The 12,579-nt window shown below is 48.1% G+C and carries 13 protein-coding genes and 2 riboswitches; of the genes, 10 read left to right on the top strand and 3 right to left on the bottom strand.

The genetic code is table 11. The annotated features are described in order from the left end of the window. Nucleotides 1-74 precede the first annotated feature (74 nt). A riboswitch (SAM riboswitch) is annotated at nucleotides 75-182 on the bottom strand. 144 nt (nucleotides 183-326) lie between these two features. Then, complete coding sequence (gene aspA, locus CKW00_RS08165; protein ID WP_095822172.1) at nucleotides 327-1,754, bottom strand: aspartate ammonia-lyase; 1,428 nt, start codon at nucleotides 1,752-1,754, stop codon at nucleotides 327-329. Nucleotides 1,755-1,783: 29 nt separating this feature from the next. Beyond that, complete coding sequence (locus tag CKW00_RS08160; protein WP_095822171.1) at nucleotides 1,784-3,022, bottom strand: dicarboxylate/amino acid:cation symporter; 1,239 nt, start codon at nucleotides 3,020-3,022, stop codon at nucleotides 1,784-1,786. A gap of 113 nt (nucleotides 3,023-3,135) precedes the next feature. On the opposite strand from CKW00_RS08160, the gene CKW00_RS08155 reads away from it, so the two are divergent. Further along, the gene (locus CKW00_RS08155) at nucleotides 3,136-4,425 is read left to right on the top strand and encodes an ATP-binding protein (RefSeq protein WP_095822170.1); all 1,290 of its coding nucleotides are present in this window, start codon (nucleotides 3,136-3,138) and stop codon (nucleotides 4,423-4,425) included. Beyond that, the gene (locus CKW00_RS08150; protein ID WP_095822169.1) at nucleotides 4,403-5,308 is read left to right on the top strand and encodes a response regulator; all 906 of its coding nucleotides are present in this window, start codon (nucleotides 4,403-4,405) and stop codon (nucleotides 5,306-5,308) included. The genes CKW00_RS08155 and CKW00_RS08150 overlap by 23 nt, the downstream gene beginning before the upstream one ends. A gap of 50 nt (nucleotides 5,309-5,358) precedes the next feature. Here CKW00_RS08150 and CKW00_RS08145 read toward each other — a convergent pair whose 3' ends face one another. After that, nucleotides 5,359-5,781, bottom strand: a complete 423-nt coding sequence (locus tag CKW00_RS08145) for a CBS domain-containing protein (protein WP_095822168.1) — start codon at nucleotides 5,779-5,781, stop codon at nucleotides 5,359-5,361. Between the two features lie 208 nt (nucleotides 5,782-5,989). Between CKW00_RS08145 and CKW00_RS08140 the strand changes: the two genes are divergently transcribed. The 8 genes from CKW00_RS08140 to CKW00_RS08100 all read left to right on the top strand — a co-directional run bounded on the left by CKW00_RS08140 (nucleotide 5,990) and on the right by CKW00_RS08100 (nucleotide 12,569). After that, nucleotides 5,990-6,289 (top strand): DNA-binding protein, encoded by a 300-nt coding sequence (locus CKW00_RS08140; protein ID WP_095822167.1) that lies wholly within the window; start codon nucleotides 5,990-5,992, stop codon nucleotides 6,287-6,289. A 304-nt stretch (nucleotides 6,290-6,593) separates the two neighbouring features. Further along, nucleotides 6,594-6,881 (top strand): hypothetical protein, encoded by a 288-nt coding sequence (locus tag CKW00_RS08130; protein ID WP_233129747.1) that lies wholly within the window; start codon nucleotides 6,594-6,596, stop codon nucleotides 6,879-6,881. Nucleotides 6,882-7,034: 153 nt separating this feature from the next. After that, nucleotides 7,035-7,700: a DUF1028 domain-containing protein gene (locus CKW00_RS08125; protein ID WP_095822165.1), complete on the top strand. Its 666-nt coding sequence runs from the start codon at nucleotides 7,035-7,037 to the stop codon at nucleotides 7,698-7,700. A gap of 43 nt (nucleotides 7,701-7,743) precedes the next feature. Further along, on the top strand, nucleotides 7,744-8,778 hold the full coding sequence (locus CKW00_RS08120; protein WP_095822164.1) for a S66 family peptidase: 1,035 nt from the start codon (nucleotides 7,744-7,746) through the stop codon (nucleotides 8,776-8,778). A 136-nt stretch (nucleotides 8,779-8,914) separates the two neighbouring features. After that, the gene (locus tag CKW00_RS08115) at nucleotides 8,915-9,673 is read left to right on the top strand and encodes an SDR family oxidoreductase (protein WP_095822163.1); all 759 of its coding nucleotides are present in this window, start codon (nucleotides 8,915-8,917) and stop codon (nucleotides 9,671-9,673) included. Between the two features lie 163 nt (nucleotides 9,674-9,836). Then, nucleotides 9,837-9,952, top strand: a riboswitch (SAM riboswitch). Between the two features lie 86 nt (nucleotides 9,953-10,038). Continuing rightward, nucleotides 10,039-11,067, top strand: coding sequence for a methionine ABC transporter ATP-binding protein (locus tag CKW00_RS08110; protein ID WP_095822162.1), 1,029 nt, complete (start codon nucleotides 10,039-10,041; stop codon nucleotides 11,065-11,067). Then, nucleotides 11,057-11,719, top strand: a complete 663-nt coding sequence (locus CKW00_RS08105; RefSeq protein WP_095822161.1) for a methionine ABC transporter permease — start codon at nucleotides 11,057-11,059, stop codon at nucleotides 11,717-11,719. Before CKW00_RS08110 ends, CKW00_RS08105 begins: the two co-directional genes overlap by 11 nt. Nucleotides 11,720-11,735: 16 nt before the next feature. Continuing rightward, nucleotides 11,736-12,569, top strand: coding sequence for a MetQ/NlpA family ABC transporter substrate-binding protein (locus tag CKW00_RS08100; protein ID WP_095822160.1), 834 nt, complete (start codon nucleotides 11,736-11,738; stop codon nucleotides 12,567-12,569). Nucleotides 12,570-12,579: the final 10 nt, after the last annotated feature.

The raw sequence follows: 12,579 nt of genomic DNA, 5'->3' as shown, positions 1-12,579 counted from the left end.
CATATCTGTACATACAAAAAGAACCCTTCCACTTTTCCGTAAGAAAAATAGAAGGGTTCACCTGAACGTCCCTGCTCTTATCTTTCAGACAGAAAGTGTCTGCTGGAAGGAGCACCTTGTTCTTTACAAACAGGTTGCCGCGGGATCAAAGGACCAGATTCCTCCACCGCTCTTGATAAGATTTGTATGAAATTAACGTTTATTCTACCGGGAGGAGAAAAGGAATGTCAATGATTTTTAGAAATTTCAAAAAAACGGGAAAGATCCGGCCGTGTTCCTTCCGTAAAAAAAGGGACGCCGGAGTGCGTCCCTGTGAAGCTTTCGTATCAGACTGTCATTTCTTCTTTCAGGTGTGCTCCTGCAATACCCGGGTAGGTCATCTCGTAGCTATCGAGAATGATTTCCAGGTCTTCGTAATTCAAAACCTCATACTCCATACAGAGGGTGCGCACTGTTTTGCCGGTTCTGATGCCTTCCTGGGCGATTTGTGAAGAGCGTTCATAACCGATGTGCGGGCTTAAAGCCGTAATGATTCCGAGGCTTTTCTCCACGTTCTCCCGGAGTACTTCTTCGTTCGCCTGCAGATCTTTCAGACACAGATCCGTAAAAACACCGAACCCGTTGTTCATAATAGTGATGGATTCAAGCAGGTTGAAAATCATGACCGGTTCCATGACGTTCAGTTCCAGCTGCCCGGCTTCTGAGGCCATGCTCACGGTGTGGTCATTTCCCATAACCTGAAAAGCGATCTGGTTAATGACTTCCGGCATGACCGGGTTCACTTTTCCGGGCATAATGGACGAGCCCGGCTGTCTGGCCGGCAAAGTGATTTCGCTCAGTCCGGTTCTCGGCCCGGAGGCCATCAGACGAAAATCATTCGCTATTTTGGACATGCTCGTCATAGTGTTTTTCAAAGCAGAGGAAACTTCCGTGTAAGCATCGGTGTTCTGGGTGGTGTCCACCAGGTTCTCTGCTGCCCTGAGCGGAAGTCCGCTGATGTCAGCGAGATACTCCACTACGAGCTTCGTATATACCGGGTCGGCGTTCAGACCGGTACCGACCGCTGTTGCCCCCATGTTGATTTCGAACAGATTATCTTTGGAGCGTCTGATCCGGTTGAGGTCACGCTCGATTACCCGCTGGTAGCTTTTCAGTTCCTGCCCGAGCCGGATCGGAACGGCGTCCTGCAGGTGCGTTCGTCCCACTTTAATGATGTGATCGAAATCGGCCGCCTTCTTGCCGAATGTATCCGCCATCGTTTCCATCGTCTGTTCCAGCCGGGTCATCCCGGTTACAGCAGCGATATGCATCGTAGTAGGGAAGACGTCGTTGGTCGACTGTGCCATGTTCACATGATTATTGGGATTGATATAATCGTAGTCGCCTTTGTCCCGTCCCGCGATTTCAAGAGCCCGGTTTGCGATAACTTCGTTCGCATTCATATTCACGGAAGTACCGGCCCCGCCCTGGATAGGATCTACGAGAAACTGGTCATGGTGAAAGCCTTCCAGCAGTTCATCGGCAGCCCCGATGATAGCTTCGCTTATGTGAAGAGGGAGGTGACCGGCGTCCCTGTTCGCCATAGCTGCCGCTTTTTTAACCATAGCCACGGCCGTAATCATGGAATCATCGAGGTTGTACCCCGTAATCGGGAAGTTCTCTTTGGCACGCAGCGTCTGGATGCCGTAATAAGCTTCGGCGGGAATCTCTTTTTCCCCGATAGAGTCTGTTTCTGTACGATATAAACGGTTCATGGTATCTTTCCTTTCCGTGTGGATTCTTATTACCCGTAGTGGGCTGTTGTATAGTTTTCTTCGTCTTCCAGAACATCGGGGCGGTTCCTGTCAGATGGGCTTACAACGACTGCGGCTGATGCATCCCCGAGAACGTTCACGGAAGTTCTGATCATATCCAGAATACGGTCGATTCCTGCGAGCAGTGCTATACCTTCGAGTGGCAGACCGATGGAAGTCATAACCATCGACAGCATAATAAGTCCGGCACTCGGGACGCCGGCGGTTCCGATGGAAGCCAGTGTGGCGGTCAGCACGACGGTGAGCTGATCGATCAAAGTCAGCTCCATTCCAAAGTACTGAGCGACGAACAGCACGCAGACACCCTGATACAGGGCTGTACCGTTCATATTGATGGTCGCGCCGAGCGGCAGAACGAAACTGCTGATTTTTTGCGGTACTTTTAATTTTTCTTCGGAATACTTGATTGTCATAGGCAAAGTTCCCGAGCTGCTGGACGTACTGAAAGCCACCATAATGACCGGAATCAGTTCCTTGAAGAAAGTGACGGGACTCATCTTGCCGAAAACTTTCACGGAGAACGAGTAGACGAGCAGTACGTGCACGAGTGAGCCGACGAGCAGCGCGAGAATGACTTTGAATAAAGGCCACAGTACGGACACACCGTACTCCCCGACGGTAGGTGCGATAAGGCCGAATATACCGATGGGTGCGAATCTCATCACGACACCGGTGATTTTATACATGACTTCCGCCAGCTGATCGAATATTTGATAAAGCGTACGGGCTTTCTCACCTGCCATCGTGATGCCGATCCCGAGGAAGATGGCAAAGAAGATCACCTGCAGCATGTTGCCTTCCGTAAGTGCGGCAACCGGGTTGGTCGGCACAATGTTCAGCAGCGTCTCTTTAATACCGGGAGTCTCCTGGGCAGCGACCTGTTCCCCTTCCGGAACTTCAATATCGACTCCGGTTCCGGGAGAGAACAGATTTCCGCTCAGAAGCCCGATGGAGATGGCGACCGCTGTCGTCACCATATAATAGGAAACCGTTTTGAAACTCAGGTTCCCGAGCTCTTTCAGATCCCCGGTACTGGCGACTCCGACTACAAGGGAAGACAGAACGAGGGGAACAATGATAAATTTAATAAGTCTGAGGAAAAGATCCCCGAGCGGCTGTACTACTTGTATATCAGGTCCGACGAAAACGCCGAGAACAATTGCTAAAAAGAAAGCGATGAATATTTGGAATACGAGATTATTTTTCATAACAACCCTCCAGTCAATATGTAATACACAATGTAAGCGCATACCTACGGATACATACAGAAACCTACGCATACATACAAATAAATCCGTGAATTTTTGAAGGAGAGACCCTGATGATTAAAAAGAAACTGCTGATTGTTATAATGGTTATTGTGATGGTACCGCTGGCCGGAGAACTCAAGTTTTATCCGTTCGAAGGAAGTTTCCGGGTAAGTTTCGGGACCCCCCTGTTCTTCTTTTTTCTGTTGTGGAGGGCGAATCTGCGCCAGGTCACCCTGACGCTGGCAGTGGCGACGTCCGTCGTCCTGTTCCGGACGGGACTGGATATGTACGGGGGCGCCGTTCCGCTTGAGGAAGCGTTCCTTACCCACTTTCCGGTATTCTTTTACTATCTCACCTACGGCCTGCTGTTCCGTTTCCTGAAGGTTTCAAAGTACTACCATAAACCTATCGTCGTCGGACTGTTGGGTGTTTCCCTGGAGATTATGGCAAGTACGGCCGAGATCTTGCTGCGAAGCGGAGTTATGAACCAGCCGGTGAATTTCGGAACGATAGGGCTGTTGCTGGAAGTCGCTTTTATCCGCAGTTTTTTCGTGCTTGGTTTTTTCAACATTCTGCTGTATAAACAGGCGAAAACGGAAGAACTGCAGCAGAAAAAGCAGAAGGAGCATATGATGATGGTGTTGTCCGGTCTGTACACGGAGGCCGTTCATCTGTCCAAAACGATGCGGGATGCCGAAACGGTTACGAAAGAGAGTTACGAGCTTTACCGGAATATGAAAGAGGAAAGCGGAAGGGAGGAGTCTTCCTCTCTGCTTGTCATAGCGAATAAAGTGCACGAAATAAAAAAAGATAACCAGCGGATCTACGCCGGGTTATCGAACGTGATTGCAAGGGAAAGTGATACTTCCTGGCTGAGTATGGAAGAAATAGGAGACATACTGAAAAAGTCCAATGCTGCTTATGCTGAGCTTCTTCGAAAAGACGTACGTTTCACTCTCAGTAATAAGACGGGGGAGAACCGGTACCCTACCTACGTACTCCTTTCCGTACTGAATAACCTCATCTCCAATGCCGTAGAAGCCATCGAAGGGGAAGGAAACGTGGAAATGATGGTGGAAAGGAAAGAAAATCATCTGGAAGTAACGATTTCCGATAACGGACCGGGCATCCCTGAAAGGATGGAGGAGGTCGTTTTTGAAGAGGGCTATACGTCCAAGTTCGATTCTGCCGGTGCCCCCTCTACAGGGATAGGGCTGTCCTACGTACGGGAGGTCGTGAAAAAAATGGAAGGGAGAATCCGATTGCTTCCGTCAGTACAGGGAACTTCTTTTTTTATTCGGATTCCTGAAGAAAAATTAATGGAAATGGGGAGTGACAATGAATTACTTCATCGTGGATGACGATATATCGGTGAGGGCCATGCTCGCCGAAATGATAGAGGATGCGGATCTCGGAACGGTAGCCGGGGAGAGAACCGACGGCCGGGAGGTGGATGCTGCACTGCTTGAGGCTCACCAGGTGGACATTCTGCTGATTGATCTTCTGATGCAGGAAAGAGACGGCATAGAGACGATGCGAGAAATCAGTGGAAGCTATACGGGGAAAACGGTGATGATATCCCAGATGGAGAGTAAAGATCTGATAGGAGAAGCGTATTCGCTCGGTATCGAATACTACATTACGAAACCGTTGAACCGGATCGAAGTGGTCAACATTTTGAAAAAAGTTAACGAAAGACTGGTACTGGAGCGATCCATAGAAAGTATTCAGCAGTCCCTGCATGCGGTAACGGGAAAAAGTGGCGGAGCAGGGGTTCCGGCTCCTTCTAAAAGCATTAAGGAAGAAGGGTACAAAGTGCTGGTAGAACTCGGAATGGTCGGGGAGAACGGCTCCAGGGATCTGCTGGATATCATCTATTATCTGGATCAGAATAACATAGCAGGAGGAGAAGAAATCACCTCCCTGAAAAATGTTTATCAGAAAGCGGCTGCCGTCAAGATGAAAGAGGGGGAAAAACAGCCCGGCCTGCAGCGGGAAGTGAAAGCAGCGGAACAGCGTGTCCGGCGGGCTGTGCATCAGGGGATTTCGCACATCGCCTCGGTCGGACTGGATGATTTCAGCAACCCTGTATTCAGTAAATACGCTTCGACCTTTTTCGACTATGAACAGGTACGGAAGAAGATGATGGAGCTTGAGAAAGAGAAGAGATACAGAATAAGAGTGGATACGAAGAAATTTATTCAGATGCTGTACTGGGAGGCAAAACGCCGGATGCAGACGTAAAAAAGCTGAGACGAGGGAGGGAGAGCCCTGTCTCAGCTTTTTGTTTGAACTCAGTTGTTAGCTGAGCCTTTGGATAGTTCACCCATGATATAGCCTGCAATCTCATCGGATCCCTGCAGTCCGATATCACCGATACTTACGACACCGCTCACTTTATCTTCATCTACTACAAGCAGACGGCGGATTTGGTGATCCTGCATGAGACGTGCGGCTTCCTGCACTTCCATATCAGAAGTAGCCGTAACGACTTTGTCCGTCATGATGTCAGAGGCTTTCACGTTTTCCGCAGATCCTTTGGCGAGACCGTTCACTACGATATCACGATCCGTAATTACGCCTGCGTACTTATCCTGTTCTGTAATGACGACAAAGCCTACTTCTTCTTCTTTCATCCGTTTTGCTATCGTTGTCAAAGTGTCGGATGCCTCGCAAGCTACTACTTCGGTGTTCATATAATTTCTTAGTTCTGGCATGATTCCTCCACCTTTATGATTGAATAATTCGCTTTCCACTTAGGAGTTTTTACTTTTTATGGGTATTTTAAACAATAAATCCCTGGTTTTGCTTCGATTCCTACAAAAGTCAGGGGATGGTCCTGAAAAATAAAATTGAGTTTCTGCTGTTAATTTGAAATAATTGTAACTAATAAAAAAGGTGGAGGAAGAAAGGAGAGGAACGGAAATGGAATTCGATTTTTTCTGGATAGCAGTGGGGATAGCCTTTGCCGGATATTTTATCGGGGAAGGTCTTAAAAACTTCAAAAATCCCGAGGCCGGTGATTCGTTCAGTGAAATCTTCAGAGAGGAAGAAGACTACAAGTTAATAAAGGAAAAAGATGTACATTACTACATAGGCGTATCAAAAGAAGATGCCAAAACATTGCTGCAGGAGTACCCGGACATTCCGCACGTCACAATCAACGATAAAATTTACTACCCGAAAGCTCAACTGCACGAATGGTTGAAGAGTATTGGAACGTAACCTGAAGAGCGCACAATGATAGGGAGGGAACTTTCATGCTGAAAAAAAGTTTGCGGTTCAGCATAATATTCTTTGTAGTAACCACCATATGGCAGTGGAGCTTTCGACCAGTAATTTCGTGGAAGGAAAATGTAGGGAGCGCATGCGCAACCTTTCTGATTTATTTGCTGGTAGAGTGGGCCGCGAAGGATTTTGAGAAGCAAAAAGAACGCAGAAACAGTGAGCTTTAAATAAATGGAAACACGTCCTCATTTTAATCGTATGCTGATAAAAGCGGTTTTTCTCATAAAGGAGGTCCAGGCCAATGGAAATGTTTTTGGTGTTAATTCTTGCAATACTTCTACTTTTCGGTTTTAACCGGCTGATGGGTTACAAAAAAGGTAACATTACGATCGATTTTGACGATAGATATGTAAATCATAAGCAGTACGTAGAAGCTATAAAACAGGAACTCTCGTCACAGGGAAGGCAAGTCAGCTATGAAGGAAACCGGAAGTTTATCATAGATGGCCGGTCCTACGTTTTTATGGAGCAGAACGTTTCCATGGGCGGTGTTCCTCTCCAAAGGACGATTCTTAAACCTAAAAAATGACAGCCTTGCAGCTCGCAGAAATAAAGAAGAAGAAAATGCCTACTGCTCGTTTGAACAAGGCAGGCCTGCTGGTCATAAACAGGATTTCCGGATACAGGTAAGGTCCGATAACGTAGAATCTAACATAGAAATAAAATACAGGGAGGACAATAAATGACTTTTTCAATTACAGCAAAATGCAAAGAGACCGGTCAGTTTGGAGTGGCGGTCTCCACCAAAGTACCGGCGGTAGGGGCGCTCTGTCCGTTCACTGCACCAAGAGCGGGAGCCGTGGCTACCCAGTCTTTCGTTAATCCTTACATAGGTATTAACGGTATCCGTTATCTAAAGGAAGGATTTTCCGCAGAAAAAGTGAAAGAAAAGGTTTTAAAAGAAGACGCACAACCAGCTATCCGTCAGTTCTGTATCGTGGACAAAGATGGAAACAGTGCCGCTTTTTCAGGAGATGAGTGCGAAGGATGGTACGGACACCGGGAGGGTGATCACTTTGCGGTAGCGGGGAATATGCTTACCGGACCCGAGACCATTCAGGCGATGTATGACTCTTTTCTGGAAACAGAAGGTACCCCTCTCTCCGAAAGGCTTATTATGGCTCTGCAGGCCGGTCAGGATGAGGGAGGGGACAAGCGTGGCAGACAATCAGCCGCCGTCCGCGTTTCGGACACCGAAGAGTACCCTTTAGTCGATCTTCGGGTTGATGAGCATCCTGACCCTGTGAAGGAGCTGTACAGAATCCATCAGGTAGCGGAAGAGGAGCTCTTCCCTTTCGTCGGGGATCTTCCCACTAAAGATAATCCTAAAGGGAATTTCGATTCCTGATAGAGAGAGCTCTAATAATAAAGCAGGAAAGGAGACGTTTTCGTTGTTGATCAAGCCGCAAAAACTGAAGGCAGGAGACAAAGTGGCGACAGTAAGCCCTTCCTCAGGGTTAGCCGGGGATCCGGACATCCGGTGGCGATATGAGCAGGGCGTAAGAAGACTCAGAGAAGTGTTTCATTTGGAAGTGGTAGAGATGCCTGGCAGTCTCAAGGGATCGGACTTCATTTACGAACATCCGGAAGCACGTGCCGAAGACTTGATGAATGCATTTAAAGACGAAACGATTAAAGGGATTATAGCCAATATCGGAGGGGACGACAGCATCCGGCTGCTGCCATACATAGACTTTGATGTGATCCGCAATAACCCCAAAGTTTTTATGGGATTCTCGGACGTAACGGTCCCTCATCTGTTCTGTCACAAGGCAGGTCTCTCATCTTTTTATGGACCGGCGATCTTAACGGACTTTGCGGAAAACGTGGAAATGGATCCATATACAGTAAATATGCTGAAGCGGACTCTCTTCTCCGGAGAAACCATCGGTAACATCCCTCCTGCCGAAGAGTGGACGAGTGAACATCTGGAGTGGGAAGAGTCGAACAAAAACACCCGCCGTACGATGCAAAAAAACTCAAGTTATGAAGTTCTTCAGGGCTCCGGTATAGTGCGGGGAAGACTTATCGGCGGCTGTATCGACGTTCTGGAAATGGTGAAAGGAACGGAAATCTGGCCGGAGAAGGAAGCGTGGGAGGGCGGAATTATTTTCTTTGAAACGTCTGAAGAAAAAACTCCGCCTGAGGACATGAAACGCTGGCTTCGTAACTACGCGGCCCAGGGAATTCTGCAGAGGGCCGACGGTATCGTGTTCGGTAAGCCGAAAGATGAAACTTACTATGAGGAATACAAAGAAGTTATTTCCCGGGTAATGAAAGAGTATGATCTGATGAACTTGCCTGTGCTGTACAACTTGAATTTTGGCCATACGGAGCCGAAGTTCGTCCTGCCTTATGGAGCGCAGGCGGAAATCAATTGCAGCGAAAAGACTTTTTCTATTCTGGAAAGTGGAGTGAAGCAATAATTTTCCTTAAAGAATATTTGTTCTTTATTTTGAATATTGTGTATGAAGTGATAAGATAAAGACAGGGGATTTTTTCTCCGGATCAACTTTCGATTCTAAAAGGGTTCAACTATCTTTCAGGAGGGAGAACTGCTTTATGAAACTTGAAAGTCAGGTAGCCGTAGTAACCGGGGCAGGTTCAGGGATGGGAAGACAAATCGCTATATTGTATGCACAAGAAGGAGCGAAAGTCATCGTTTCTGACGTTAATGAAAAAGGATCAAAGGAAACGGTCGAGGAAATTGAAAAGAATAATGGAACGGCTACAGCGGTCCTGGCGGATGTGACGAAAGAGGCAGATGTACAGCATTTGATCGACACAGCTGTCGATACGTATGGCACGCTGGATATTCTGGTTAATAATGCCGGGATGATGGATAACATGATGCCTGCTGCCGAGGTGACCGATGAACTATGGGAAAAGGTGCTGGCGGTAAATACAACGGGACCTATGAGGGCTACTCGTAAAGCTCTTCCGATTTTTCTGGAGAAGGGCCGTGGTGTTATTGTTAACATGGGCTCATCCGCAAGCCTTGCAGGCTCCAGAGCCGGAGCTGCGTATACAGCTTCCAAGCATGCTCTGGCCGGTTATACAAAAAACGTAGGTTTCCAATACGCAAATAACGGAATCCGTTGCAACGCTATTGCTCCGGGCGGAGTGGCTACGAATATTGGAACCACCATGTCAGAACCGGATGAATTCGGTATGGAAAGAGCCCTTTCCGGGTCCGGGAACAACCCGAGGAATGGGGAGGCGGAAGAAGTAGCCAGGATCGCACTCTTTCTGGCCAGTGATGACTCCGCTTTTATAAACGGTGAAATAATCAGGGCCGATGCCGGCTGGCTGGCGTACTGACATTTAATCGAAGCGGCCCTCCCGAATTTTTCGGGAGGGCTTTATAATGTTCTTCACCTGCACACTCAGTAACTTATTTAATATAATTTTCAAAAAACTGATTGACGGTACAGTCATGATTGTATTAAGATAGGTCACATCACAAAAAAACTATAAACGTATCTTCTTATCCAGAGAGGTGGAGGGACTGGCCCTTTGAAACCTCGGCAGCGGAACTGATGGAATTCCATCGGAAACCGTGCCAATTCCAGCAGGTGCATCGCACTTGAAAGATGAGAAGAGACGGTTTTCTAAATTTTATTAGAAGGCCCCTCTTCCATTTTTCTGGAAGAGGGGTCTTTTCGTTTAAGTAAGGGGGAAGGAACATGATTCAGTTCGAGAACGTTTCGAAAGTGTACGAACACAACGGCAAAGAGTTGCGGGCGGTGGATGGCGTAGACATATCGATTGAGAAAGGCGAGATTTTCGGAGTAATCGGGTTCAGCGGAGCCGGGAAAAGTACGCTTGTCCGGTTGGTGAATCTACTGGAGCAGCCTTCCGGAGGCAATATATTGGTGGAGGGGGAAGACCTGTCCCGGTTATCCAAGCCCGGGCTCAGGAAAATGCGCAAGCGTATCGGGATGATCTTCCAGCATTTTAATTTGCTGGAGTCTAAAACGGTTTTACATAATGTCGCCTTTCCGCTGATCATTTCCGGTACTCCGAAGAAAAAAATAAAGGCCAGAGTGGAAGAAGTACTTGATTTCGTAGGACTTACGGATAAAGCGCATCAGTACCCGGAAGAACTCTCCGGTGGTCAGAAACAGCGGGTAGGTATCGCCCGGGCGCTTATTACATCACCGGATATTCTATTATGTGACGAAGCGACTTCGGCACTTGACCCGGAAACGACGAAGTCGATCCTTCAGTTGCTGAAAAGGGTACGCGACGAGTATAACCTTACGATCCTGATGATTACCCACGAAATGAACGCAGTGCGGGAAGTGTGCGACCGCGTTGCCGTCATGGAAAACGGCCGGGTTATTGAACAGGGGTCCATTTTCGAACTGTTCTCGAATCCTCAGCACCCGACGACAAAAAACTTTATCCAGTCCGTGATGGAGAGTGATATCCCGCCTTCCATCCTCTCGGGTATTGAAGAACGCGGGGGAGGACGTCACGTGTACCGGGTCACATTCGTCCGGGAGAAGGCGGCTCAGCCCATCTTTTCTCAGGTAGCCAAGAACTATCAGGTCGAAGTGAACGTTCTTTTCGGACAGATCACCGAGCTGCAGGGAATCCCGTTTGGCCAGCTGGTGGTAGAACTGCTGGGGGAAGACAGGGAGATTGTCAGAGCGCTCGATTACATACAGCGGACGGTAAGCGTTCAGGAGGTGGAAGCAGATGCAGGTTAATATACTTGAATTCTGGCCGAGAATTTTGCAGGCCATCAACGAAACATTGATTATGGTAGGGGTGTCCCTCGTCGTAGCGGCACTCATCGGTATTCCGCTTGGAATTGCACTTGTCGTTACGAGGCAGGGAGGGCTTCTCCAAAACAATGCCTTTTTTAAAGGATTGAGCGTAGTAATCAACTTCTTCCGCTCCATCCCGTTCATTATTCTACTTGTTGCCATCCTCCCTCTTACAAGATTTTTGGTCGGTACGTCCATAGGGACGGCAGCGGCTGTCGTACCGCTCGTACTGTTTTCGGGTCCATACATAGCAAGACTGGTGGAAAGCAGTCTCCTGGAAGTGAAACCAGGTGTCGTGGAGGCGGCAGAAGCGATGGGAGCCTCTCCGTGGCAGATCATATTACGTGTTTATGTACCGGAAGCCTTAAGTTCCATCGTGTTGAACCTGACGATAGCCACGATCGGCCTGGTCGGAGCATCTGCCATGGCCGGATTCGTCGGAGGAGGAGGTCTTGGAGACCTGGCGATCGCCTACGGGTACCAGCGGTTCGAAACGGATATCATGATCGTTACGGTGCTGCTGCTCGTACTGATTGTACAAATCGTGCAGACATTGGGAAATGTGTTATCCAAAAAAATGAGAAGACAATAGGCGGGAGGATTTATAAATGAAAAGATTTATTGTACTACTTGGTCTGGTAATAGCGGCAGGGACCTTATTCGCAGGATGCAGTAAAGAAAGCGGGGCTTCGGGAAGTGACGACGTCGTTAAAGTAGGTCTGAACGGTTCCGGCGTACCCATTTGGGAGAAAGTGAAGGAAAAAGCAGCTGAAGAGGGAATAAAAATAGAGCTCGTCGAGTTTTCGGATTACGTTCGTCCCAACATGGCTCTGGCGGACGGGGATATCGATTTGAATGCCTTTCAGACCGTTTCCTACTTCGATTCTTTTATTGAAGAACGGAACCTCGATCTGGAACCTATCGCTACCACAATGATTGCGCCGATGGGTGTGTACTCGGAAGAATATGAAGACGTGAAAAATATTCCTGAGGGAAGTTCGATTGCCTTGCCGAAAGAAGCCACGAACATGGGGCGTGCTCTGCTTCTGCTGGAGAAAGCGGGACTGATCGGTCTGCCGGAAGATTTTGACGGAAACGGTTCGCTGGATAAGGTGACGGACAACCCTAAAAATCTGCAGTTCGAACCGGTCGCGGCTGCCCAGACTCCGCGTGTACTAACTGATGTAGCAGCTTCTGTCATTAACAACGGGGTAGCTGTGGAGGCAGGTTTTGTTCCGGTGGACGACGCTATTTTCATAGAAGATGAGACAGCTGAACCTTATATAAACATTATCGCAGCGCAGGCCGGGGAAGCGGACAAAGAAGTGTATCAGAAAATTGCCGATATATACCAGCAGGAAGACGTAGCAGAACACATTCGTGAGGTGTTCGATGATTCATTGATACCGACGTTCGTCCCTCTCGAAAAAATCGGATGGTAAAGGAGTACAA

Origin of the sequence: Salimicrobium humidisoli, assembly GCF_002295105.1 — a bacterium.
Lineage (GTDB): Bacteria > Bacillota > Bacilli > Bacillales > Halobacillaceae > Salimicrobium > Salimicrobium humidisoli.
The sequence above is the reverse complement of the archived record's forward strand: the minus strand, read 5'-3'. Positions and strand labels throughout refer to the sequence as shown.